This window comes from Pseudomonas sp. 37 R 15, assembly GCF_900004865.1.
GTDB classification, from domain to species: domain Bacteria; phylum Pseudomonadota; class Gammaproteobacteria; order Pseudomonadales; family Pseudomonadaceae; genus Aquipseudomonas; species Aquipseudomonas fluorescens_AM.
On record NZ_CVTV01000056.1, the window covers coordinates 205,305 to 228,758 of the forward strand.

At 58.5% G+C, this 23,454-nt stretch carries 21 protein-coding genes and 1 pseudogene; 11 read left to right on the forward strand and 11 right to left on the reverse strand.

Going from position 1 to position 23,454, the window contains the following annotated elements; genetic code table 11:
• The first annotated feature begins 11 nt into the window (after positions 1-11).
• Positions 12-2,210, forward strand: a complete 2,199-nt coding sequence (locus tag BFQ04_RS21895; RefSeq protein WP_065952575.1) for an OsmC domain/YcaO domain-containing protein — start codon at positions 12-14, stop codon at positions 2,208-2,210.
• A 772-nt stretch (positions 2,211-2,982) separates the two neighbouring features.
• Here the strand turns inward: BFQ04_RS21895 and BFQ04_RS21900 are convergent.
• From BFQ04_RS21900 to BFQ04_RS21915, 4 genes are all read right to left on the reverse strand, one after another.
• On the reverse strand, positions 2,983-4,149 hold the full coding sequence (locus tag BFQ04_RS21900; RefSeq protein WP_065952576.1) for a cystathionine gamma-synthase: 1,167 nt from the start codon (positions 4,147-4,149) through the stop codon (positions 2,983-2,985).
• Positions 4,146-5,522: a pyridoxal-phosphate dependent enzyme gene (locus BFQ04_RS21905; RefSeq protein ID WP_065952577.1), complete on the reverse strand. Its 1,377-nt coding sequence runs from the start codon at positions 5,520-5,522 to the stop codon at positions 4,146-4,148. Before BFQ04_RS21905 ends, BFQ04_RS21900 begins: the two co-directional genes overlap by 4 nt.
• Before the next feature lie 289 nt (positions 5,523-5,811).
• A complete protein-coding gene (locus BFQ04_RS21910; RefSeq protein ID WP_065952578.1) occupies positions 5,812-6,198 on the reverse strand; it encodes an ester cyclase in 387 nt (128 codons plus the stop codon).
• Between the two features lie 16 nt (positions 6,199-6,214).
• Entirely contained in the window at positions 6,215-7,420 is a 1,206-nt protein-coding gene (locus tag BFQ04_RS21915; protein ID WP_065952579.1) for an MFS transporter, read from the reverse strand.
• 94 nt (positions 7,421-7,514) lie between these two features.
• Between BFQ04_RS21915 and BFQ04_RS21920 the strand changes: the two genes are divergently transcribed.
• Together BFQ04_RS21920 and BFQ04_RS21925 are read left to right on the forward strand one after the other, a co-directional pair.
• Positions 7,515-8,408: a LysR family transcriptional regulator gene (locus tag BFQ04_RS21920; protein WP_065952580.1), complete on the forward strand. Its 894-nt coding sequence runs from the start codon at positions 7,515-7,517 to the stop codon at positions 8,406-8,408.
• Positions 8,409-8,734: 326 nt separating this feature from the next.
• Positions 8,735-10,756 (forward strand): methyl-accepting chemotaxis protein, encoded by a 2,022-nt coding sequence (locus BFQ04_RS21925; protein ID WP_065952581.1) that lies wholly within the window; start codon positions 8,735-8,737, stop codon positions 10,754-10,756.
• Between the two features lie 89 nt (positions 10,757-10,845).
• On the opposite strand, the gene BFQ04_RS21930 is transcribed toward BFQ04_RS21925, so the two are convergent.
• Positions 10,846-11,793 (reverse strand): helix-turn-helix transcriptional regulator, encoded by a 948-nt coding sequence (locus tag BFQ04_RS21930; RefSeq protein ID WP_065952582.1) that lies wholly within the window; start codon positions 11,791-11,793, stop codon positions 10,846-10,848.
• A 173-nt stretch (positions 11,794-11,966) separates the two neighbouring features.
• Between BFQ04_RS21930 and BFQ04_RS21935 the strand changes: the two genes are divergently transcribed.
• The 3 genes from BFQ04_RS21935 to BFQ04_RS21945 are packed head-to-tail and all read left to right on the forward strand — an operon-like array spanning position 11,967 to position 14,432.
• Entirely contained in the window at positions 11,967-12,395 is a 429-nt protein-coding gene (locus BFQ04_RS21935; protein WP_065952583.1) for a hypothetical protein, read from the forward strand.
• Between the two features lie 3 nt (positions 12,396-12,398).
• Positions 12,399-13,730, forward strand: coding sequence for a M48 family metallopeptidase (locus BFQ04_RS21940; protein WP_065952584.1), 1,332 nt, complete (start codon positions 12,399-12,401; stop codon positions 13,728-13,730).
• 33 nt (positions 13,731-13,763) lie between these two features.
• Entirely contained in the window at positions 13,764-14,432 is a 669-nt protein-coding gene (locus BFQ04_RS21945; RefSeq protein ID WP_065952585.1) for a hypothetical protein, read from the forward strand.
• A gap of 123 nt (positions 14,433-14,555) precedes the next feature.
• On the opposite strand, the gene BFQ04_RS21950 is transcribed toward BFQ04_RS21945, so the two are convergent.
• The gene (locus tag BFQ04_RS21950) at positions 14,556-15,107 is read right to left on the reverse strand and encodes an ankyrin repeat domain-containing protein (protein WP_065952586.1); all 552 of its coding nucleotides are present in this window, start codon (positions 15,105-15,107) and stop codon (positions 14,556-14,558) included.
• Positions 15,108-15,342: 235 nt separating this feature from the next.
• Between BFQ04_RS21950 and BFQ04_RS21955 the strand changes: the two genes are divergently transcribed.
• The gene (locus BFQ04_RS21955; protein WP_065952587.1) at positions 15,343-16,395 is read left to right on the forward strand and encodes a DUF1176 domain-containing protein; all 1,053 of its coding nucleotides are present in this window, start codon (positions 15,343-15,345) and stop codon (positions 16,393-16,395) included.
• 73 nt (positions 16,396-16,468) lie between these two features.
• Here the strand turns inward: BFQ04_RS21955 and BFQ04_RS21960 are convergent, their stop codons facing one another.
• A complete protein-coding gene (locus tag BFQ04_RS21960) occupies positions 16,469-17,284 on the reverse strand; it encodes a hypothetical protein (RefSeq protein ID WP_065952588.1) in 816 nt (271 codons plus the stop codon).
• Between the two features lie 69 nt (positions 17,285-17,353).
• Positions 17,354-17,848, reverse strand: a complete 495-nt coding sequence (locus tag BFQ04_RS28845; RefSeq protein ID WP_232790589.1) for a hypothetical protein — start codon at positions 17,846-17,848, stop codon at positions 17,354-17,356.
• A 425-nt stretch (positions 17,849-18,273) separates the two neighbouring features.
• Between BFQ04_RS28845 and BFQ04_RS21965 the strand changes: the two genes are divergently transcribed.
• Positions 18,274-18,528 (forward strand): hypothetical protein, encoded by a 255-nt coding sequence (locus tag BFQ04_RS21965; protein WP_065952589.1) that lies wholly within the window; start codon positions 18,274-18,276, stop codon positions 18,526-18,528.
• 178 nt (positions 18,529-18,706) lie between these two features.
• On the opposite strand, the pseudogene BFQ04_RS30510 reads toward BFQ04_RS21965, so the two are convergent.
• Positions 18,707-18,841: pseudogene (locus BFQ04_RS30510) on the reverse strand (GNAT family N-acetyltransferase); the annotation flags it as partial.
• A 195-nt stretch (positions 18,842-19,036) separates the two neighbouring features.
• On the opposite strand from BFQ04_RS30510, the gene BFQ04_RS21975 reads away from it, so the two are divergent.
• Both BFQ04_RS21975 and BFQ04_RS21980 read left to right on the forward strand, forming a co-directional pair.
• Positions 19,037-19,552 (forward strand): GNAT family N-acetyltransferase, encoded by a 516-nt coding sequence (locus BFQ04_RS21975; RefSeq protein ID WP_065952591.1) that lies wholly within the window; start codon positions 19,037-19,039, stop codon positions 19,550-19,552.
• A 187-nt stretch (positions 19,553-19,739) separates the two neighbouring features.
• Positions 19,740-20,720, forward strand: a complete 981-nt coding sequence (locus BFQ04_RS21980) for a hypothetical protein (protein WP_139111957.1) — start codon at positions 19,740-19,742, stop codon at positions 20,718-20,720.
• A gap of 161 nt (positions 20,721-20,881) precedes the next feature.
• Here BFQ04_RS21980 and BFQ04_RS21985 read toward each other — a convergent pair whose 3' ends face one another.
• Both BFQ04_RS21985 and BFQ04_RS21990 read right to left on the reverse strand, forming a co-directional pair.
• The gene (locus BFQ04_RS21985; RefSeq protein ID WP_065952593.1) at positions 20,882-21,811 is read right to left on the reverse strand and encodes an AbiTii domain-containing protein; all 930 of its coding nucleotides are present in this window, start codon (positions 21,809-21,811) and stop codon (positions 20,882-20,884) included.
• 203 nt (positions 21,812-22,014) lie between these two features.
• Positions 22,015-22,248 carry a DUF6124 family protein gene (locus BFQ04_RS21990; protein WP_065952594.1) on the reverse strand — a complete coding sequence of 78 codons (234 nt, stop codon included), beginning with the start codon at positions 22,246-22,248 and terminating at the stop codon, positions 22,015-22,017.
• Between the two features lie 725 nt (positions 22,249-22,973).
• Here BFQ04_RS21990 and BFQ04_RS21995 point away from each other — a divergent pair.
• Positions 22,974-23,411, forward strand: a complete 438-nt coding sequence (locus tag BFQ04_RS21995; protein WP_065952595.1) for a GNAT family N-acetyltransferase — start codon at positions 22,974-22,976, stop codon at positions 23,409-23,411.
• Positions 23,412-23,454 lie beyond the last annotated feature (43 nt).

Genomic DNA, 23,454 nt, shown 5'->3' on the forward strand with positions numbered 1-23,454 from the left:
GGTGTGCCCGCATGGAAATTAAGGTCAACTTTCTCGACAACCTTCGGCTTGAAGCCAAGTTCGATGATTTCACGGTGATTGCCGACCAGCCGATTCGCTACAAGGGCGACGGTTCGGCGCCGGGGCCATTCGATTACTTCCTGGCTTCGTCGGCGTTGTGCGCGGCGTACTTCGTGAAGCTGTACTGCGCCACGCGCAATATCCCCACGGAAAATATCCGCCTGTCGCAGAACAACATCGTCGACCCGGAAAACCGCTACAACCAGATCTTCAAGATTCAGGTCGAGCTGCCGGCGGACATCTCCGACAAGGACCGCCAGGGCATCCTGCGCTCCATCGACCGTTGCACCGTGAAGAAAGTGGTGCAGGCCGGGCCTGAGTTCGTGATCGAGCAGGTGGACAACCTCGACGCCGACGCCCAGGCGTTGTTGATGCCGAACTCGACGTCGGAGGCGGGCACCTACATCGCCGGCAAGGACCTGCCGCTGGAGCAGACCATTGCCAATATGTCGGCGATCCTCGCGGGCCTGGGCATGAAGATCGAGATCGCCTCGTGGCGCAATATCGTGCCCAATGTCTGGTCGCTGCATGTGCGCGATGCCCACTCGCCGATGTGTTTCACCAACGGCAAGGGTGCGACCAAGGAGGGCGCGCTGGCATCGGCACTGGGCGAGTTTATCGAGCGGCTCAACTGCAACTTCTTCTACAACGACCAGTTCTGGGGCGAAGAGCTGGCCAATGCGCCGTTCGTGCATTACCCGGATGAGCGCTGGTTCCAGCCGGGCCCCAACGACGAGCTGCCGAGCGAGATCCTCGACGCTTACTGCCGCAAGGTCTACGACCGCGAAGGCGAACTGCGCGGTTCGCACCTGTTCGACACCAACTCCGGTAACGAAGCGCGGGGCATTGTCTCGCTGCCGTTCGTGCGCCAGTCCGATGGCGAAGTGGTGTATTTCCCGTCCAACCTGATCGAAAACCTCTACCTGAGCAACGGCATGAGCGCCGGCAACACCTTGGCCGAAGCCCAGGTGCAGTGCCTGTCGGAGATTTTCGAGCGGGCGGTGAAGCGCGAAATCATCGAAGGTGAATTTGCCCTGCCGGACGTACCCGCCGAGGTATTGGCCAAATACCCCGGCATCCTCGCCGGTATTGAAGGCCTGGAGGCCCAGGGCTTCCCGGTGCTGGTCAAGGATGCGTCCCTGGGCGGTGAATTCCCGGTGATGTGCGTGACCCTGATGAACCCGCGCACCGGCGGTGTCTTCGCCTCGTTCGGCGCGCACCCAAGCTTTGAAGTGGCGCTGGAGCGCAGCCTCACCGAACTGCTGCAAGGCCGCAGTTTCGAAGGCCTGAACGACTTGCCGCAGCCGACCTTCGAAGGCCAGGCGGTTACCGAGCCGAACAACTTCGTCGAGCACTTTATCGACTCCAGCGGGGTGGTGTCGTGGCGCTTTTTCAGCGCCCGATCGGACTACGAATTCGTCGAATGGGACTTCTCCGGCCACGGCGAAGACTCCAATGCCCAGGAGGCCGCAACGCTGTTCGGCATCCTGGAAGGCATGGGCAAAGAATCGTACATGGCGGTTTACCAACACCTGGGCGCCACCGCCTGCCGCATCCTGGTGCCGGACTATTCGGAAATCTACCCGGTGGACGACCTGATCTGGGACAACACCAACAAGGCACTGTTTTTCCGCGAAGACATCCTCAACCTGCACCGCCTTGATGAGGACGCGTTGCAGGCCTTGGTCGAGCGCCTGATCGAAAGCGAGCTGGACGACTACACGGATATCACCACGCTGATCGGCATCGAGTTCGACGACAACACCGCGTGGGGCCAACTGACCATCCTGGAATTGAAACTGCTGATCTTCCTGGCGTTGAAGCAGTATGAAGAGGCCAAGGAGTGCGTGGAAATGTTCCTGCAGTACAACGACAACACCGTCGAGCGTGGGCTGTTCTACCAGGCGATGAATGCGGTGCTGGAAATGGAACTGGACGACGACCTGGAACTGGCCGACTACGAAGCCAACTTCCGGCGCATGTTCGGCAATGAGCGCATGGACGCGGTGATCGGCTCGGTCGAGGGCAGTGTGCGCTTTTACGGGCTGACACCGACCAGCATGAAGCTCGAAGGGCTGGACCGGCATTTGCGCTTGATCGACAGCTACAAGAAGCTGCATGCGGCGCGGGCCAACGTCATTCTTGGCTGATGTACACCGTCAATGTGGGAGGGGGCTTGCCCCCTCCCACAGTTTGAGCGATGTTTGACTTCAAGTATTTGCCAGGGCCTGGGGCCAGATCTGCCCGCGCCGCCTAACCTCGGGCCGATTAGCACAACCATTGTGGGAGGGGGCTTGCCCCCGATAGCGGTGGGTCAGTTGCAAATAGGCCGACTGACCCACCGCCATCGGGAGCAAGCCCCCTCCCACAGTTTGAGCGATGTTTGAGCTTGGATGCGTGCCAGGAGCTGGGGCCAGATCTGCCCGTGCGGCCTAACCTCAGCTGATTTGCACAATCAGTGTGGGAGGGGGCTTGCCCCCGATAGCAGTGGGTCAGTTGCCAGTAAGCTGACTGATGCACCGCCATCGGGGGCAAGCCCCCTCCCACAGTTTGATCGATGTTTGAGCTTGGAGGCGTGCCAGGACCTGGGGCCAGATCTGCCCGTGCGGCCTAACCTCAGCTGATTTGCACAATCAGTGTGGGAGGGGGCTTGCCCCCGATAGCGGTGGGTCAGTTGCCAGTAAGCCGACTGACACACCGCCATCGGGAGCAAGCCCCCTCCCACAGTTTGATCGATGTTTGACTTCAAGTGTTTGCCAGGACCTGGGGCCAGATCTGCCCGCGCCGCCTAACCTCGCGCTGATTAGCACAATCAGTGTGGGAGGGGGCTTGCCCCCGATAGCGGTGGGTCAGTTGCCAGTAAACTGACTGACCCACCGCCATCGGGAGCAAGCCCCTCCCACATTTGATTGATGCCTGACTTTAGATGTGTGCCAGGGCTTGGGCCAAATCTGCGCGCAGATCTTCCAGATCCTCAACCCCCACCGACAAACGCACCAACCCGTCACCAATCCCCAACTGCGCCCGCGTCGCCGCCGGGATGCTGGCGTGGGTCATGATCGCCGGGTGTTCGATCAGGCTTTCCACGCCACCCAGACTCTCGGCCAGGGCGAAGATGTTCACATTTTCCAGAAAGCGTGTCGCGCCCGCCAGGTCGCTGTTCAAGTCCACCGAAATCATCCCGCCAAACCCGTGCATCTGCCGTTTGGCGAGTTCGTGCTGCGGGTGGGATTCAAGGCCTGGGTAGTACACCCGCGCCACCTGCGGCTGCTGTTCCAGCCAGGTCGCCAGTTCCAGCGCGTTGCGGCAGTGGCGCTCCATGCGCAGGGCCAGGGTTTTCACGCCGCGCAGGGTCAGGAAGGCATCGAAGGGGCCGGCGATGGCGCCCACCGAGTTTTGCAGAAAGCCCAGGCGTTCGGCCAGTTCCGGGTTGTCGCCGACAACGGCGATGCCGCCGATCACATCCGAGTGGCCGTTCAGGTACTTGGTGGTGGAGTGCACGACGATATCGCACCCCAGCTCCAGCGGGCGCTGGATCCACGGGCTGGCGAAGGTATTGTCGGCCACACAGAGAATGCCGCGCGCACGGCACACGCGGGCAATGGCGCTGAGGTCGGTGAGGCTCAGCAGCGGGTTGCTCGGGGTTTCGACCCAGACCATGCGCGTGTCGTCTTGCAGCGCCGCTTCGAAGGCCGACACGTCACTCAGGTCTACGTAGCTGAACCTGTGGCCGGCGCTGCGCTGGCGCACCTTGTCGAACAGGCGGAAGCTGCCGCCGTACAGGTCATTGCCGGAGACGATGTGCGCACCGGCATCGAGCAACTCCAGCACCGTGGAAATCGCCGCCAGCCCCGAGGCAAACGCGAAGGCCTGAGTGCCGCCTTCAAGGTCGGCCACGCAACGCTCCAGCGCAAAGCGCGTGGGGTTGTGGGAGCGCCCGTAGTCGAAGCCTTTGTGCACGCCAGGGCTGTCTTGCAGGTAGGTGGAGTTGGCATAGATCGGCGGCATCAGCGCGCCCGTGGTCGGGTCGGGGGACTGTCCGGCATGGATCACACGGGTGGCAAACGCGCTTTTATCGGGCTGACTCATGCAAGGGATCTCCGTAGATGGTTGAGCAGGTCGACGCGGGTGATCAGGCCATGGAAGCCCGAGGCGTCGGCAATGATGGCGACCAGGCCGCGATCCAGTTCCGCCTGCAGTTCGGCCAGGCTGGCGCCGGGGGCCAGGGTGTGTGGGGTGCGAGTCATGGCGCTGGCCACGCTCATGGAAAAATGCGCGGCGTCCTGATGCAGGCCCAGCAGCAGGTCGGACTCGTCGATGACCCCGGCCAGTTGCTGGCCGTCGATCAATACCGGCAGTTGCGAGACATCCGCCAGGCGCATGCGCTGGAAGGCGGTAAGCAGGGTGTCGTCGGGGCTGACGCTGATCACCCGGCCATCTTCGAAGCGGCGGGCGATCAGGTCGCGCAGGTCGCCGTAATGCTTGTACTGCAACAGCCCGGCGTCATTCATCCACTGGTCGTTGTAGACCTTGGACAGGTAGCGCGTGCCGGTGTCGCACACGAACGTCACCACGCGCTTGGGTTCGGTTTGCTCGCGGCAATAGCGCAGCGCGGCGGCGAGCAGGGTGCCGGTGGACGAGCCGCCCAGAATGCCTTCGGCCTTGAGCAGTTGGCGGGCATGGTCGAAGCTTTCTTCATCGCTGATCGAGTAGGCGTGGCGCACGCTGGACAGGTCGGCAATCGACGGAATGAAATCCTCGCCGATGCCTTCGACGGCCCAGGAACCCGGGGTTTCAAGCTGACCGCTGCGGCTGTATTCGGCCATCACCGACCCCACCGGATCGGCCAGCACCATGGCCAGTTCGGGCTGCACGCGCTTGAAGAAACGGGTCAGGCCGGTAAGGGTGCCGGCCGAGCCGACGCCCACCACAATCGCATCGACATCATGCTGGGTCTGCGCCCAGATCTCCGGTGCGGTGCTGGTTTCATGGGCCAGCGGATTGGCCGGGTTGTTGAATTGATCGGCAAAGAACGAGCCCGGAATATCCTTGGCCAGGCGCGCCGCCACGTCCTGGTAATACTCGGGATGGCCCTTGCCCACATCGGAGCGGGTGATATGCACCTCGGCGCCCATGGCCTTGAGGTGCAGCACCTTTTCCGTGGACATCTTGTCCGGCACCACCAGCACCACCCGATAGCCCTTGGCCCGACCGACCAGCGCCAGGCCCAGGCCGGTGTTGCCGGCGGTGGCTTCGATAATGGTGCCGCCGGGGCACAGGCGGCCGTCGCGCTCGGCGGCGTCGATCATGGCCAGGCCGATACGGTCCTTGATGGAGCCGCCGGGGTTTTGCGATTCAAGCTTGAGAAACAGCGTGCAGGGGCCGGTGTCGAAGCGGCTGACCTTGACCAGCGGCGTGTTGCCAATCAGTTCAAGTACGGCGGGGCGGGAGAGGGTAGGCATGTCGTCACCTGGGTTACGGGATGGGCACAGGGTGGGGGGACAGCAAATTACTGCATGGCTTGAAACATAGGCCGCTATCGCCAGGCTCGCAACCGAGCGGTCCGATGCATGACTTTTTTTGGCGCATGGGCGATGGGGAGGTGGGACTGGTGATGAGCAAATGTGGGAGCGCACGAGCCTTGGCGAGGCCGCGAAGGCGGCGGCACTGCTGGCATTCACGTTGCCTGACCTACCGCCATCGCGGCCTCGCCAAGGCTCGAGCGCTCCCACACCGTCAGTGGGCGTTGCCTCACAACTGCTCGGCGATCGCAGCCTTGTCAATCACCGACCAGACGCGAGCGAATTTACCGTCGACGCATTCATAGAACACGTTCTCGTCGAACACGACCGTCTTGCCATTGATCGGCAGCCCGAAAAACTCACCCCTGGGGCTGACCCGAAAGTTCAGCCGACTGGCGACCGTCGGCGGGTCGGCAACCAGCAACTGAATACGGAACACCAGATCGGGAATTTCCCGGAAGTCCCGCTCCAGCATCGCCCGGTAACCCTCCAGGCCGACCCGGCTCACGTTGTAGGTGACATCGGCGTGGACAAAATCACCCAGGTGCTGCCAATCCTGGCGATTCAGACAATCGATATAGCTTTCGTAGAAGCTGGCGAGTTGGTCGCGGGTCATGGGCTACTCTCTTCGGTTAAACGCGCTCATCCACTGTCGTCGGAAAATGGATGTCGGCGCAAGTGCGTGACCCCTTACGCCGCGAACGCCAGCCCAACCCCAGCACCATCAGCAAACCCAGCCCTGCCATCAGCGCACCGGCCAGGGAAATGGCCGGATAGCCCAAGCCGGCGTTGATCACCGCGCCGCCCACTGCCGCGCCAATCGCATTGCCAAAATTGAAGGCGCCGATGTTCATCGCCGAGGCCAGGTTGGGCGCAGCTTTGGCGGCCTCCATCACACGCATCTGCAACGGCGGCACCAGGGCAAAGCTGGCGGCGCCCCACAGCAGGATCGACAAGGCGGCCGGCAGCGGCCATTGCATCAGCACCGAGAAAGCCAGCAGCACGGCAATCAACACCACCAACGACGTAATGAGCGTACGGTCCACCGAGCGGTCCGCAGACTTGCCGCCCCACACGTTGCCCAGGGTCAGCCCGATACCGAACAGCACGAGCATGCCAGTGACGAAGTTAGTCGATGCGTGAGTAACGTCGCGCAAAATTGGCGCGATGTAAGTGAACACCGTAAACATCGCACTGGAGCCCACCACCGTCAGCGCCAATGCCGCCAGCACCGGCCCGCGACCCAGCACGCGAATCTCCGCCATCAGGCTGCCGCCTTTGGGCGCGGGCGCATTCGGCAATGCCCACCAGAGCGCCGCCATCACCACCGCGCCGAGCCCGCTGATGCCCCAGAACGCCGTGCGCCAGCCGAAGTTCTCACCAAACCAGGTCGCCAGCGGCACGCCTCCGATGGTCGCCAGGGTCAGCCCCAGAAACATCGCCGCGACCGCACCCGCGCGCTTTTCCGGTGCTACCACACTTGCCGCCACAATCGCGCCAATGCCGAAGAACGCCCCGTGGTTCAGCGACGTCACTAGCCTCGCGATCATCAAGGTCTGGTAATTGGTCGCCAGCGCCGACAGCAAATTACCCAGGGTGAAAATCGCCATCAGCCCGATCAGCAGATAACGGCGCGGCACCCTGGCCGTCGCCAGCGTCATGATCGGCGCACCGATCAGCACGCCCATGGCGTAGGCGCTCACCAACAGCCCGGCGGCGGGAATGGATACGCCTAGATCGGCGGCAATACCGGGCAACATGCCCATGGGTGCAAACTCGGTAACCCCGATGCCAAAGGCACCGACGGACAACGCTACAAGGGGTGGATTGATACGCATGGGTGACTCCTCATCTGTGTGCCGAATGCTACAATCCAAGCTTTTCAAGCAGTAGCCCCTGGTTGGGAATTACACCTTTGCGCAGGAGGCAAAAATGGACATGGCCGGCCGCTCAGGCGAGATGGAAGTGTTCACCCTGGTCGCCGAACACGGCAGCCTGTCCGGCGCGGCGCGCGCCCTGGGGCTGACGCCATCGTCCATCAGCCGCATCATCACCCGCACCGAACAGCGCATCGGCACCCGGCTACTGCTGCGCACCACCCGCGCCATCACCTTCACCGCCGAAGGCGAAGCCTACCTGCGCGGCGCCCGGCGCATCCTCGCGGACATGGCCGAAGTCGAAGACGCCATCACCGACCAGGGCGCCCCACGCGGCCGCTTGCGAGTCAGCGCGGCACTGGCCCATGGCCGCATGACCATCGTTCCACTGATCGCCGCCTTCAGCGCCCGCTATCCCGCCATCGTGGTCGACCTGATGCTCGGCGATGAAGTGGTGGACATCCTCGGCGGCCAGGCAGACGTGGCCATCCGCTTCGGCCCACTCCCCGACAGCCCCTTGACCGCCCGCCATATCGGCGCCACCGGCCAAGTCATCGTCGCCTCCCCGGACTACCTGGCCCGGCACGGCACCCCCGTGACGCCGCAGGACCTACTTCAGCACAACTGCCTGCGCTTCAACTTCCGCCGGGCGGCTCCCGACTGGCCGTTTCGCATGGACGGGCGGGAGTTTTCTTTAAAGGTGGCGGGAACGATTGAAGGGAACAGCGGCGAGGCATTGGCGCAATTGGCGAAGCTGGGGGCGGGGATTGCGCGGGTAGGAACGTTCAGCGTGGCGCAGGATATTGAACGCGGGGATCTGGTGCCGTTGCTGGAGGTTTATAACCCGGGGGATGTGGAGCCGATTCATGCGGTGTTTGTGGGGGGCACGGCGATGCCGGCGCGGGTGAGGGCGTTTGTGGATTTTTTGGTGGAGCGGCATGAGGATTGACGATATCCCTGGCTGTATCGCTTGGCGGATAGTGGGTATATGTCGGTCAAGCCCGGGTGCTACGGTGATCATTCGTGACGCCGGAACCGGCGAAGAACTGCGCAGTTTCCTGCTTCTGACGACGGGCTTGAATCGGCTAAAAGCGGACACCAGGAGCGTCTACGAAACCCGGAGCGATTCACGCTCGGCCTAAAGCGGCCTGGCAATAAAGGAGAATTCCCTAAAACCGCGTCCATCCGTCACATCCCCCTCCAGCCCCCACCCAACCGGCCGATAACCCTACCAATCGCGTGCCTACCCCTATCCCCCCAAATCGAGTCCACCACATGAACCCACTCTCCCGTCTAAAAAAAGCCCGGGGTGATCGTCAAGGCACCGCCACGCTCACCAGCACTGCCAACGATCTGGACGCCGCCCTCACCGCCTTACGTATCACCCCCACCCTGATCACCGGCTTTATCTCGCCGCATCTGGACATCGACGTAATCTCCGCCAAGCTCAAACGCCGCTTCCCCCAATCCACCATCAGCCTGTGCACCACCTCCGGCGAACTCTGCAATGCACCCAATTCGCTGTATTGCGCCACGGGCGAGCGCTGGGACCGGGTTGTATTGCAGCTGTTCGACGACAGTCTGATCGCCTCGGCCGAGGTGGTGATGGTGCCGTTGGAGTGTGAGGACATTCGCGGCGGCGGTAAGCGGTTGGGGATGCAGGAGCGGATTGCCAAGTTGGTGGCCAATATCAAGCGAGTGCAGGTACGCATGTCGATTGATCATCGCGATACGTTGGCGTATGTGGTGTTCGACGGGCTGTCGGCGTCGGAGTCGTTCTTTATGGAGGCGCTGTATGAGTCGGGGCGGTTTCCATGTTTGTTTGTAGGGGGATCGGCCGGGGGTAAGTCGGATTTCCAGAAGACGCTGATTCATGACGGTCAGCGCAGTTATCAGAACCATGCGCAGATTGTGTTCCTGAAGACGGCGGCAAATGTGCGGTTTGGGGTGTTCAAGAGCCAGAACTTCAAACCGGCGGATTTGACCTTCAGTGTGCTGACCGCGTCGGTGGAGGACCGCACGATTGACCAGGTGATCGACAGCAACGGCAATATCAAGAGCATGGTGCAAGCGCTGTGTGATGCGTTCAGTTGCGTGCCCCAGGCGCTGGAGTCGAAGCTGGCGGACTATTCGTTTGCGATTCGGGTGGGCAGTGAGTTGTTTGTACGATCCATCGCGCGCATCGATTATGAGCAGCAGATCGTGCAGTTGTTTTGCGACGTGGCGCCGGGCGAGGAATTGGTGATGGTGCGGCGTACGCCGTTGCGTGAGGCGACGCGCCTGGACTATGAGCAGTTCCTGCGCGGCAAGGGTGGCCAGCCGGTGGCGGGGATTTTGAATGACTGCATTTTGCGCCGGCTGAACAACGGCGCCGAGCTGGGCAGCATGGCCGGCATTTTTGGTGATGTACCGTTGGCGGGTTTTTCGACCTTTGGGGAGATTTTGGGCTTGAACCTGAATCAGACGCTGACTGCGATTTTCTTCTTTCGGGTGGCCAAGGGTGCGAGTTTCAGTGATGAGTACGTGGACAATTTCATCGCCCATTACGGCGAGTTCAAGGCGTTTTTCCTACGGCGCCAGGTGAAGAAGTTGGCGGGGTTGAACCATGTGGTGGTCAAGCAGATTACCGCGTTCAAGAACAATGACTTCAGCAATACCCTCAATACCCGTGGGCTGGACCGCAATATCCTGCCGGTGTTCGAAGGCTTGGCAGACTTAGGCATGGTGTTGGCCCATGCCGAGCGTCAGCAGGAGGACATCGCCGCGCAGCTCAAGCATTACTCGGGTGAGTTGCACGCGTCGATGGATGAACTTGTGGGTACGATCAACCAGCAGAACGCCGTGTCTGCCCAGGCCGGGACAACGGTGGAAGGGCTTTCCAGCCAGGCGGATGTGGCGGTGGAAGGTGCGCGCACGCTGGCCGGGTCGAGTTTGCGTATCCAGTCGATTGTGCAGGTGATCCAGCAGATCGCCGGGCAGACCAACCTGCTGGCGCTTAACGCCGCTATTGAAGCGGCGCGCGCGGGCGACCTGGGCCGGGGGTTTGCGGTGGTGGCGGATGAAGTGCGCAAACTGGCGGAAATCACCCGTAAGAATGCGGCGGAAATCGGTGTGGATATTGACCTGCTGTCCAGTGAGATCCAGCGTGTTGCCCAGCAGATCGAAGACCAATCCACCGGCGTCGGCGCGTTGCGCGAAATGCTCGATGCACTGGGGGCGTCGAGCCGCGCGACCGAGGGTACGGCGCAACGCACTAAAACCATTGCGGATACGTTGACCGGGCTCACCCATGCGTAGGCGCAAGTCGAGTCGCCAGGGCTACAACGCTCCTCCGCAATAATCGGTTGAAAAAGCATCATCAAAGCGGCTGCGGGGCGTAGCGAACGTCAGGACTGCGCCCCTGGCGGATGGCCGAAATACGCCTTATAGGCATGATTGAAGTTGGCAGGGTTGGCGTAGCCCAGACGGTGGGCAATCTGTGCCACGTGCCATTTGCGCTGGCGCAGCAGGTTGCGCGCCAGTTCCAGGCGCTGTTGGCGCACGTAATCGAGCATCGACTGGCCGTACACCCGGCTGAAGGCGCGTCTCAGGGTGGTTTCACCCACGCCCAGTTCCCGTGCCAGCGCCAGAGTGCCGGGTGGGTTCATCAGGTTGGCGTCGAGCTTGAAGCGTGCTTCGTGTGCCAGGTCCGAATGGCTGCGCAACGCGGTCTCAGGGGTGGCCGGCTGTGGCGCCAGGTGCGTCGCCAGCTCGACCAGCACGGCCAGGCTCAGGCTTTCCTGATTCAGCCGTTCCAACGTGCCCTGGTAGGGCGAGTGATAAAGGCGCTCGAACAAACGCCCGACGACACGGCAGCCGTGCAGTTCTGAAAAGTGCATGCCATCGTCGAGCAGCCTGGCCAGCGATTGCAGTGACGGGTCTTCTTCGGCCAATTCGCGCAGGTAGTCGCCGCCGATGCGCAGCCCGGCCATGCGCGCATGGCTGCCGGCAGGCATCTGGTCCATGGCTTCCATGCTTTCGCTCAAGCCCAGCACATGAGGCGCGCCGAGGGTGTATTCATTTAGCCGACCGTCTACCCGATGCTGCCATTGCCCATTCAGTACCTGCACGATGCACACGCTGTCGGGCAGCACCTTGTGGATGCGTAACGGTTCGGGGAACTGCAAATCGCAGTCGAAATATTGCAGGTGCGACCGCACAGTCTGCGCGCGGTAATGGCCGACCGCGCTGCCGATGACCTGCCGCGCGCTGGCATCGAATACACCGGCCTGGTCCAGGGCCTCTGGGTGATCGAAGCAGAAGTGGGTGTCCAGATAGGGGTTGCGGCGGTCCATTGGTAAAAGCGTCCGTCAGGGCTGGTGGGCAGCGTTGCATGATATCGACATCGGGCAGTCCGATCAGTTGTTGTGACTCACGGCCTTATTGTTGTGCGCCACGGCCGGGCCGCTTGGCACGCGCCGGAGCTTTGATTTCAATGGTTGGCTTTCAACTCTCGAGGAAGCCATAAATGTTGATGTATCGCAAGTGGGCAGCGCTGCTGGGCCTGGTTCTGGCCGTGATCGCGGGCCTCGCCCATGCTGACAATCGTCCGCAAGTCGCGGAAAAAGTGCTGGCCTATGCCGGCGAAGGCGGCGTGAAAGTCTGGACCCTGCGCATCGGTGCGCGCGGTGACAATCAGGCGCTGGTGCAGGTGGAGGGCGTGGACCATGACTGGAACATGAAGATCCAGAAAATGGCCGTGGAAAAGACCAGCAAGGACACCCGTTATTCCACCACCGTGGACGGCCAGAAATTCGTGGTGCTGGTGCTGCAACAAGGTTGGGGCGAGCTGTACCTGCCTGGCGAATCGCAGGCGCTGAACGTCGGCTATGACGAGTTCCTGTCCAGCCAAGGCAATGCACAGGCTTTCCTGACCGACTATTTGCAGGCCAACTGAGCCATGGGCCGTTTCGCGCCGTGGTCGTGGCCGCTGACGATGTTGCTGCTGCCGCTGGTACTGATGGGCTGGGCCAGTGTGCAAGGCGGGCGGGTCGATGACGTGCTGCGCGAAGCACAGGGTATGGGCAGCCACTACGTCTGGCTGCGCGTGCGTCAGGTGCTGGCGGGGCTGGCCTACTGGCTGGCGCTCGCCGCGTTGGTGGCCGGGCCTGCGGCGTGGCTCAAGCTGAGGCTGGATGCGTGGCGCGCGCTGAAGTCCAGGGATTTTCTCTACGACCGCCTGTTCCTCTGCTGGCGTGCCTTGGGGCATTGGCTGGTGGCGTACACCGGGCTGTTGGTGGGCGCGTTGGCCCTGAGCCTGGTGTATGAACTGAGCTGGGGCTGGGACCACTTCAAGGCCGGTGGCGCGTTCATGCTGGTGGTGGCGGTGCCGCTGATTGCGGTGCTGTGGGCGGGATGTTTGTTGATCGGGCGTCTGCGCCAGCGATGGCATGCCCTGGATAGCCCGTCCTCGGCGCTTCTGGGGCAAAGGATCGGGCGTGACAAGGCCCCGGCCTTGTGGGCGTGGATTGAACAACTGGCCACAGCCACCTGCGCGCCGGTGCCCGACCATATCGTGGTGGGCATCGACCAATCGTTTTTCGTCACCAGCGTCAATGTGGCCCTGCAACCGGCCTGCGACTTGCTCTGCGGGCGTACCCTGTACCTGCCGCTGACCTACCTCTCGACCCTGAGCCAGGCCGAGACCGCGTCGATCATCGGTCATGAGCTGGGCCATTTCAGCCGCCGCGACACCGAGCGCGGCAGCCAGATCGGTGCGCAATTCAGCCTGATGTGCCTGCACTTTGCGTTTATCCGTGCCGAGGATGCCGACCCGGCGTGGATCGAGCGCCCGGCGATCTGGATGACGCAACGTTTCCTGCATTACTTTCAACTGGCGGTGCATCACTGGGGACGCGCTCAGGAATTGGTCGCGGATCGGGTGGGCGCCAATATCGGCGGTGAGCGCCTGTTCTGCCAGGCGCTGTTACGGGTGATCGCGTTGGACGGTGAAATCGCCACGCTGCTCGCCGAGCGTCACTCCAACCTGATCCAGGCGCTGGCCGACCACCTGAGCCACACGCCGCTGCGCCTGAACGAGGCGGCGCTGGACCACGCCATCGCGCACCCTTTCGATACACACCCGCCGACGGCATTACGCCTCCAGCAACTGGGCGTAACGCTGGATGAGGCGCTGCTGGCCGAGGCCACCCGCGTGCCCACCGAGCACGACCGACACTGGTTCAGCCAACTCACCCGTACGGCGCCGCCGGCTGCCGCGCAGCCCGGATAACCGCAGATACCAAACGCTCAAGGAGAATGACCCATGACCCAACCCTTCGATCCGCTGTCGGATCTCGCCAGTTCACTCAGCCAGGAATATGCCGAATCCCGCGACGCCCAGCGCGAGCGGGCGATGGCCGAACTCGAGCAGGTTATCCAGCGCGTCCCCGAACAGACCGAATTCACCAACTCGCGCCGGTACAAGGTGCGCGGCCCGCTGTTTTTGCTGATTGCCCTGGGCTTGCTGGGGTACGCCCTGAATCGCGGGGCCACCGGCCTGGCCGTGTGTGCCGCGGTGATGGCGGTGGTGTTTGTATTGATCACTTGGCAGCACCGCAACGCCGGGCAACACGCGTTTATGCGCTTGACCCGCCGCCAGCTGTTTGTAGACACCCTGAGCGCACCGTTGAATCTGGTGGACATTGTCGACGTCTGCGCCGGTGAGGAAGGCTGGCTGACGGTGCAGAAACTGATGTTGCGGCCCGATGCGCCCCTGCCTGTTCATCGCTCCGCGCGACAGCTGTTCGGCAACCAGGCCCTCGCCCTGAAAAAGCCCCAGCCGCAGATCCGCATCCATTCTGCCGGCCTGATGCATGAGGGCGTTACCCTGGATTGCGACCAGGTTGCACACATCCTCAACGCCTATTGCCAAGCCGCCCACGCGCAACGACAGCTTGATGCGCTGCGCCAGGGCACTCGGAGCGATTCCTGAGTGGTTGTACGGTGAAATCTGGGTCATGAAATCAGGGCAGACCACACTTCAGATAGTGGTGGTCTGACCCTGTTTCTATGGCCCCGCATGTATGCGATGGGCAAGGCCGATAGACAGGGCATTTCACATACGCAGCATCGATTCACCGTCCATTCCGCAGGGAGGATCGAATGTGCCATGCCATCCAATCAGCGGGCGCCCAAACGAATCTGCGTAATACTTGGCTTCGCTGGGAATTTGTACCACTCCTCCCGCATAGGCAACGAGCATCAACGTACTCGCTCGATGCTCATTCGCCTCCTGGAAAAGGTTACTGCTGGGCAGCAGAGCTGGGTTGGACGGAACTGACCACAAGGAGCGATCCTCAAAGCTTGACCGATCCAGTAGAAGAGCGAGTTCACTGTGTCCATGCTCCCGAGCCACCTCAATTGCGGACTTCCCTTTGGCGCTCTGCCTGGCAGCTGAACCACCAAGGCGAATGAGTTCAATGCATGCAGCCTCGTGCCCGAAATAAGCGGCTTGGTGCAAGAATGTCCAGCCGGAGGAGGGCGCCTGGTACAGGCTGCAAAGCCGGCCAAGCAAAGGCTCTTGCATCCACTGCGACATAACGCTGTCCCAGTCTCCATTTTTGGCCTGCTCGTAGATTTGACTTATCAGATAGTTCAGAGCGCTCATGCGTTTACGACCTATGATCGACAGTGTGGTTCTAATCGGGATCAGGTTGCGCGGGATTATCTACGATGGAGGTAACGCTGCGACATATCAGTTTTTCATTTGTTTAAAGTCTGCCCCCTTTTTTTATTGCCGATTGTTCATTACGGCAATTCTGTTGTGACTGACGGCCATGCAATAGGTATGAGCAAATAATTCTGTCCTAATAGGCTTTTACTGGTTCAAAGGCGTCTGTCTGATGATACGAAGCACTTTCATATTCCTTTTGGCTGCAGGCATTGGCTGCGTCCACGCGGCCGAGAAGGTGCCGTTGGAGCGCGAAATCAAGGACTGGATTATCGGCTGCGATAACACACGAACATGCACGGCCATCAGTGCCGTGCAGCAGCGCGATGACACTGGTTTTTCAACGTTCAGCGTACGGATCACACGTGAAGCCGGCCCGCAGGGCGCCTTGCATGTCGGGGTGTTCAGCTACACGAAACCCCTCGGCCAGCCAACACTTGATGACGAACCGCTGAAGTCTCAATTTGAGCCTGGCGAACTGAAAGAAGGCGATACACCCGAGGTGTTTGCGCTGAACGGTAAGTCAGCCCAAGCCCTGATCACAGAATTGCGCAACGGGAACTACCTGGTACTGCCGTTCAAGGAGGATAAATCGTACGCATCGCTAAGCGGGATGAGTGCGGCGCTGTTGCTGATGGACTCGGTCCAGGGGCGGGTCGGCACGCAGGACGCCCTGATCTCCAAGGGGCCGGCGCCCGCTGGCAGCGTGCCGCAAGCCGCTGCCGCTCCGCTAGCGCCAAGTTGGCAGGCACCTGCCGCGCTGACGCCGGACAAAGCAAAAGAGATCACGGATGCCGTGGTGGTCGCCACGCGCAAGGACTGGCAGGAAGATCTGAATGAAGGTATCGCGCCAAAAGCCAAAGCGTATGCATTGAGTTCAGATCAAGCGCTAGTGATCATCGAAACCGGCTGTGGGGCCTACAATTGTTTCTACAATATTTACCAAGCACCCCTGGACCACCCGGAGCAGGCGCGTGCAGCGCTGATCGCCGAAGTGCCAAACCTGCCGGAAAGAGAGCCCCAGGGCTTCGTAGCGTTTGATCCGGCCACGGGTGAACTTAGCAGTCAGGTAAGGGCGATGAGTATGGGCAATTGTGGCACTGCGCTGCGCTGGCGTTACGATGGTAACGGTTTCACGCTGACGCATGCGGCTGAAATGATCCCGTGCATGGGACTGGATCAGGTGTACTGGCCTGTGCTGTGGCGTACCCAGGCAAGCCGCTGATACTGTCGGATATCCCACCATGCTGACGTTCCTGATTGATCCGTGCAGTGACACATTGGTTGCCTTGGACTGGTCAGGCCGTCGAAAGAGCAATCGCTTTTTCTAAGACGGCTTGTAACATCTTCTCCGGTGATTGTGCCTTGTTGAAGACGCTTGGTGACAATGTATCAGCGTCGTTTTCAGTCGATTGCCTGAGAAGGGCGAGCGGCCCCGAGTGTTCTAACTGCTCTTGATAAAGACTTTTTATACTGTCCCTAAAGCCATCAGGATATGCCGCTTTCTCGACCGCTGGAAGATCATCGAAATAGTCCATGATGCCTTTGAAGATTTCGCTGTTGTCACCGCCGTTCGTGATAGTGGCGTACAACTTGGAAAAATAGGTTTCATCCTGCTTACTAAGCTCCCCATAGGCGGCATATCGTTCGGCATCCGTATAGGTTCCTGAATCATCATAAACAATATTGCTTAGCCCGTTTCGAGCCATACCTTCAAATGGGTTTGGAAGTTTTTCCGGGGGGAGTTTAGAAAGCCCAATTGCGTAATCCAGTGACTGCTGACCTAACGCCAAACGGGCAGGGTCGTCTGTTTTGGGAAGCAGGTCCTCATTATCAAGATTCCCGCCAGCAATCCGCTGCCCGAAATTGTACATATCGCTCTGACCTTTTGCATATTGTCCTTTTAAATCCTTATTGGGCATAGAGGCTTGTTTGTCATCAGCGTTACTTAATGCGTACAGTGCCCGTGCAGAATCGGAGATTGTGACGGTCTCCGTCGTCTTGAGGGCGACATCCCCTGAAGGTAAATTTACAGGGTTGGACGAAGGCGGCTTCTCTTGTGTAGACACTTTTGCCTGTGTGCTTGCTTGATACGATTTAATCGAAATATCCATGGTGATACTCCATGCGCTGGAGATAGATCGAGAGCTACCTTTAGCTAAGGTGCCTATACAAATGTCGGATTATTTGATTTCAAATTCGACAGTGTAGTTATAGGGAGGCGTCGATTGAATGGCTGTGATAGTGGCATTGCAAGTAGCCATATCAGAACCAGTGCTGGTGCCCATTTTAGTCCAGCTAGGAGCTTTAGTCGTTGGATTGACTTGGTGGCTTGCTGCAAAACGACATTTCTTATTACCTGACGTATAGACGAAGCGCATTCCTGAAACCGTATCCGCTACACTGGTCAGGGCAAATGTGGTCGTTGCAGACGGCAGAATCGTACTTGGGGAGGGGGCTACACTCCCTGAAAAGTACTCGAAGGTGTAGGCAGCCGGACCGGTCGTAGAGTTTTTTACCTTGACGGTGACGATTATGCCTGCCTGGGCAGATGCAATCATAGAGGCGAATAGAGTTGCTGCCCCGAACAGTTTAGCGAATCTCATAAATATCCCTTTAATTTGATAATCACTATGACTCTTGTCCTTGCGCGTCGTCTTGTATAGAAAAGACAGCAAGACTCAACCTCTATAACGGCAGGTGACCAGAATTCTTTAAGCCAAGGGTTGCCTTTTTGACACATCGGATGAACAGCGAATTCACTACCTGCAGGAACTAACACATATCCAGCCTGCAACCCTTCAATTTCAATAGCTTGCGCAGTGGTCCTGGTTGCCGCTGCCGGCTATCACCCTAGTCACAGTACATAGGTTGAGTTATTCATTTTCGCCATTGCCTGCCGGCACCACTATGCTCTGCTCGTTTCGGTAGAAAGATGGCACTGCCGCCATCCTCCTGGCAAAGTGGGCGGGCGCTTGGGTAGCGGCCACCGTCGGCAATGAAGAGCAGGCCGCCGTCGCTCGGGCGGCGAGGGCAGATCTGGTGTTGGACCGTCTCGCCCACTTCTGGAGCAATCGCATTGAACGCTTTAAGGACATCACCTGTGAAGTACGCAATCTGCGTCACCTTGCTTCTGGCGCTGAGCGGCTGCGTGACCATGTCGGGTGAGTACACCGTGACGGCTCACGACGCATCCGGCGCTCAGATAACAAAGCTCGGGACCTTCGTTGCCCAGGGCCATAACATTTACCCCATACGCAACGCCTTCTGCCTTAACGCGCCAGGGGCGACGGTGATCATTCGCGACGCCAAAACCGGCGAGGAACTGCGCAGCGAGAGTCCTTACCACTGCCGCTAACCCTGCCAGCAAACCTTCCGCTTCACCCCAAAGGCGGGTCAGGACTATGAATTGATTCTGTTGAACGGTGGCCAGTGCCTGGTCGCGTTGCAGCGTTTGAACCCGGCTGGCCAAACTGAAAACGAGCCTGTTGAAAAGGCACAGCTTTGCGTACGCCGAGGTGCATCATATCCAGCTGGCAGGCTGGGCCAATCGCCGGAACATGCTGACGAACATAATAATTGTCGAATTCACTGCTTTCGATGAACTGGAAGCCATGGCGGGTATAAAAGCGATTGGAAGCGCTTTCTTTGAGAGCGCTCAATTCGAATGGCTACCAGATTATCCAAGTCGCTTTGTTGAGCGGGGACCAAAATGATGGGGGAATTTTGATTGGGTGTGACGGGCATTTGGTGTGCTCCAACTACCATCCTGGGGGCTCAGTATAGAGAGCCTGATTCTGATGAAGCGACCCGCATGGTATGTTCACGGCATAAATGGAGTAACGGCCGCCAGGAAGGAAATTGCAATGCCAGTCGACACCCACCCAATCCGCATTCTCTCGCAACGCCTTAGTATTGAGCCCTTCTGCGAGCAGGACGTTGCTGAGTCTTTCCCTTGTCTCACACCGTCTCTGACTCGCTACATGTCCTGGGAACCGCCTGCCTCGCTAGAAGAGTACGCGCAAGTCTGGGAGCAGTGGCTGCCTGCGATAGCGGATGGCAGCGACATCGTGTTCACGGTCAGGGAACTGGTGAGTGCCCGTTTTACCGGCTTGGTCGGGCTGCACCATACCGGCAGTGAAACACCGGAGTTGGGTATCTGGATCCGTGAAGATAAACACGGGCTGGGCTTTGGTGGTGAAGCGGTGCGGGCGGTTGTTCAGTGGGCTAGCAAGCGGGTGGCGGCAAAGTGCTTTATTTACCCTGTGGCGACGCAGAATCGTGCGAGTCGACGTATTGCCGAAGCTTTGGGGGGAGTTGTCATTGAGAGGCGGATGACGGAGAAATATGATTCGGTTGTGTACCAGATACCGGGGGGTTAACTCTGGGTAACAGGTTTGCCGATTGTTGACCTTCACGAACGGCAGAAACCGGCCAAAAGCGGACTCTCGACCTGTTCCGGCTTATGCCTCGAAACAGCCACTCGGATCTGTCGGAAGTATTTCCTCGGTGGGTTGTCCTATCGGAATACGGTATCCTCACCAGCCAAACCTCCTTGGTTCAGTAGACATGACGCACAAGAATTTTGGTGCAATGCGAAATGATGTTGATGCAGCAATCCTTAGCGGCGAAGGCCGGCATTTCTTAGACTTCCATTTCGCCAACCATAACGAATTCGCACAGGAATTCGTCGCGCTGATGTGTATTCTTGAAGATCTTTCCCCTGGGGCGGGAAGCGCCACGGTGAAGAAAATTGCATCTCTACGCGGTACAGATCCAGCAACGTATGACCAAATCATTCAGGCGCTTTGCGAGTTAGTCATCGGGAAAAGGTTTATCAAGACGTTCCCAGCAGACAAGGGATTCACGCTGCATTGGGAGCCCACGGACGTTGGTAAAGCGAATCCCGAGTTCATGCTTGTGGGACCCGAATGGCGCGTATTGGTGGAAGTGAAATGCCCCTCGTTACATGAGTACGAGGCTAAGAACCGTGCTGCAACGCAACAACTTGCGGCAAGGCTTCCTTTCCTCAAAGATATTATGTCCTCATCCTCCGGCGGAGAGCCAGCTCTCCCGCTGGACAACAAACTGAAGGATTTCTTAGTAAGTGCCGAAAAGAAGTTTTCTAGTTTTCAAGAGGTCTCCATTCCCACTTACGGAGTGCTTGTGGTCTGCTGGACAGAGCGAATGTTTGAAGCTGTGTCACCACTCTCGAATGAGGGATGCGGACTGCTCAATGCGGAGAGCTTCTATCGTAAAGATGATGCCGTCGTGCAGTTCCCGCACGTCTCTGGCGTGATCACCACCCAGCAACAAAGCTTCTTAAAAAGTGCACTTGCAGGGAATCGCCCAGATCATCTAGCATCCGATCTGGATTATGGTTCATATTGGAAGCCACGAACCCCAGTGAATCCTGTCTTCTCTCCTAACGAGTTCGCTAAGAGACAGTTGCCGGAGGAAATCATCAATGCGCTGGAAGCTGTGATGGTCGGAAAGGGCCTAGATCCAATGGGTGGTCCAATGGACTTTGTCTTTTGGTTCAACAGGTAAGGCCATCTTTGCTCCTGCGGTACAGTTGATCACGGGTATGAAGCGCCTGTTTCGGAACCTACAATTTAAAAATCAAATGACCGCTTAGGGTCGAAAGCAATCGGCCGCGTCTGACCGCATTCGACCCCAAGCATTCAGTGTATAGATGCACGAAATCGCTGCTAAGTCTCAGCTATATGCAGAATCTCACCTAGCAAGAGATAACAGTTTAGAAATAATGATCTAGCTTCTTCCGCAGATACATCATTATGAACGCCTGTCGAGACCCGGTCATAAAGGTTTGCGAGATTTTGACGAATCTTAGTTTTTCGCGATTTGCTCTCAGTTTTTTCGTGAACTAAAGCATTGATTCTATTTTGATGCCTGTTCGCGCCTAGCGAAACTTCATTTCCGCCTATGTTAATCGTCGTTTCTCTTGCGGGGTAAATTGAGTCTGCAAAAGAATCAATTATTCTGCGAACCGTGGTTAAAGCTTGACTAATGGATTCAGCATCTCCTTCCGCCAGCCTTGATATAACTGACGGTATCTGCTCTAGGACGTCACCACAATGAGCGGATATCAGGCTATCTACGTCGCTCTTGTATTTCTCAAAAATAGATTCGGACAAGCTATCAAATTCTTTTTCATAATATATTGCCGAAACGAATGCATGAAGTATCGAAAGAACTCGACTTTTAATTGCGCTCAAGGTGGCTATGTAGCTTGTTGTATTGGCTAGCTGTGTTTCGTACATGCCCATTACGCGAAATGCCCAATCACCACTAGTGTCGGGAGTGGTCAAAGATTTTAATTTGATATTCTGAGCGGCCAGTGCGGCCTCCTGCTGCGCAAGAGGTCCCCAATAGCCTTTCTTTTCCTCCCTATTTGCCCATCTACCTGTAAGCCCCATGTACTTCAGCGATATTTCATTTGTGCTGTTATACCCTTGCATCTCCAGGGTGATCCAATATTTAATCTCGTCAGATCCGACCCATCTGGCAAGTCTTGATGCTTTCAAAAGCAATGACTCGGCAGGCAGCCTGCTTAGTTCTATGTCGTCCAGCAGCTCTTTGGCTAAGGCAAGGATGTGTTCTGATCTGCTTTGCTCCACTGAAAACCCCTTCCCTAGAAAATAATTTTGCCGGGCCGCCGGAATATCATAATGGCACTAAAAACGTCGATCGTCTGCTTCTGGCCGAAAGCTGCCGCATTTTGTGTCATTCGACCCAGCCATCAAAAGCAAATCGCCGCGTCGTCGTACGTGCGTACAGCGACGCGGCGATTAAAGGGGCTTTCGCTTTGGGTGCTTGAAAATCATCCAGCGTACGGCACTTCGCGGTCGAGCAGCCGGGCAGTAAGCAGTACGCCCAGTTCGCTCAGTTGGTGGATGGCGAGGGCGATGTCGCGGTGTTTGCCGTTGAGGTCTTCAGACAGGTCGAGCAGCAGGGTGCTGACGCTGGTGAAGGTTTCGTAGCTGTTGGTGATAAGGGTTTCGTTGCTGGCGTTGGGGGCAACGTTGAAGAGGGCACTTGAATCAGCTTTTGACATGAGTAGACATCCTGAGTGATGCCACCACCTTTCCGCTACTAAACAGTGGGTGGCAGCTGTACGCAGGTTAGTAGACCGGTGGATATCTAAAGCCGGCGCGCCCGAAGACGCCCTACGCACAGCCACCATCAAGCACAGACGCACTGTCTGACTGATGAAACTCATGCACTAATAGATACCCAAGCTCAGGCTACTAAACCCGAATCACTGAACAATTCAGCGACCGAGCCACCTTAGAGACGGCCACCCCAGCGCACAAGCCGGCGGATTCTGACGCACGCGTAGGCAATGGAGCAAGCCGCGGCGAGGGAATCGGATTTTGCCTTCAGGCGCTGCTCTGCGGTGCACTATAGGGGTCATGCACTATAGGGGTCAGACCGCTATTAATCAGAAAGCCAGGGTCGGACCACACTCTATATAGTGGTGGCCTGACCCCGTTTGTACTTGCACACCCACAGCCAGAGCAGTTATTACACCAAGCCTGGCTGGAAAGTATTGGAGCGCTTTGAGGCCTGGGGGAAAGAGCAATACCTATGTCACGGCGTTTATAGTCAAGGCTGGCTTCAAATTTGTGCCGCTTTTTATAAGCAACAAAACTGTGATTTGACGTCTGCGTTTTAACACAGCCTTGGTCGATAGCTGCCACTGGCGTGCCCACGGCCCACATCAAGATCCCCAGAGACCTCAGAAGGGTCTCGCGCCCGGTCAGGAGAAGATTGACCTCAATGGAGATTCAACGGATCACGCATCTGCCGCCCCAAATCCTCGACCTGGAAAAAGCGGCAGTTGCAGAAGGCTTCAGGTTTCTCACCCGGCTGACTTCAGAATGGCAATCAGGCACCCATCGCTTTGATGCGCCTGGCGAATGCCTCATGGCGGCTTATCTGAACCAGCAGCTTGTGGGCATTGGAGGCCTGTCGGTTGATCCGTTCACCCATGACCGTACAGGAAGGCTGCGACGTGTGTATGTGGCGCCTGCGTCACGCGGGCAAGAGGTTGGCCGCAGACTGGTTGGCGCATTGCTTGCCCACGCCGCAGTGCATTTTGAACGTGTGCGTCTCTACACCGACACCTCCCAGGGGAACACTTTTTACCTGCGCTGCGGATTCATTCGAATAGAAGACGCTCATGCGAGCCATATCGTGCAGGTCGCAAGCCTTTGAGTATGTTGGGCATCGGCAAGAATCGGTGACTCAGCTTTTAACA

Coding starts and splice junctions, on each gene's coding strand:
- BFQ04_RS21950 (WP_065952586.1), bottom strand. CDS start 15,107: ATGAGCGCTCTGAACTATCTGATAAGTCAAATCTACGAGCAGGCCAAA.
- BFQ04_RS21990 (WP_065952594.1), bottom strand. CDS start 22,248: ATGTCAAAAGCTGATTCAAGTGCCCTCTTCAACGTTGCCCCCAACGCC.
- BFQ04_RS21940 (WP_065952584.1), top strand. CDS start 12,399: ATGGGCCGTTTCGCGCCGTGGTCGTGGCCGCTGACGATGTTGCTGCTG.
- BFQ04_RS21945 (WP_065952585.1), top strand. CDS start 13,764: ATGACCCAACCCTTCGATCCGCTGTCGGATCTCGCCAGTTCACTCAGC.
- BFQ04_RS21905 (WP_065952577.1), bottom strand. CDS start 5,522: ATGCCTACCCTCTCCCGCCCCGCCGTACTTGAACTGATTGGCAACACG.
- BFQ04_RS21910 (WP_065952578.1), bottom strand. CDS start 6,198: ATGACCCGCGACCAACTCGCCAGCTTCTACGAAAGCTATATCGATTGT.
- BFQ04_RS21935 (WP_065952583.1), top strand. CDS start 11,967: ATGTTGATGTATCGCAAGTGGGCAGCGCTGCTGGGCCTGGTTCTGGCC.
- BFQ04_RS21975 (WP_065952591.1), top strand. CDS start 19,037: ATGCCAGTCGACACCCACCCAATCCGCATTCTCTCGCAACGCCTTAGT.
- BFQ04_RS21995 (WP_065952595.1), top strand. CDS start 22,974: ATGGAGATTCAACGGATCACGCATCTGCCGCCCCAAATCCTCGACCTG.
- BFQ04_RS21900 (WP_065952576.1), bottom strand. CDS start 4,149: ATGAGTCAGCCCGATAAAAGCGCGTTTGCCACCCGTGTGATCCATGCC.
- BFQ04_RS21895 (WP_065952575.1), top strand. CDS start 12: ATGGAAATTAAGGTCAACTTTCTCGACAACCTTCGGCTTGAAGCCAAG.
- BFQ04_RS21980 (WP_139111957.1), top strand. CDS start 19,740: ATGACGCACAAGAATTTTGGTGCAATGCGAAATGATGTTGATGCAGCA.
- BFQ04_RS21960 (WP_065952588.1), bottom strand. CDS start 17,284: ATGGATATTTCGATTAAATCGTATCAAGCAAGCACACAGGCAAAAGTG.
- BFQ04_RS21920 (WP_065952580.1), top strand. CDS start 7,515: ATGGACATGGCCGGCCGCTCAGGCGAGATGGAAGTGTTCACCCTGGTC.
- BFQ04_RS21930 (WP_065952582.1), bottom strand. CDS start 11,793: ATGGACCGCCGCAACCCCTATCTGGACACCCACTTCTGCTTCGATCAC.
- BFQ04_RS21955 (WP_065952587.1), top strand. CDS start 15,343: ATGATACGAAGCACTTTCATATTCCTTTTGGCTGCAGGCATTGGCTGC.
- BFQ04_RS21925 (WP_065952581.1), top strand. CDS start 8,735: ATGAACCCACTCTCCCGTCTAAAAAAAGCCCGGGGTGATCGTCAAGGC.
- BFQ04_RS21915 (WP_065952579.1), bottom strand. CDS start 7,420: ATGCGTATCAATCCACCCCTTGTAGCGTTGTCCGTCGGTGCCTTTGGC.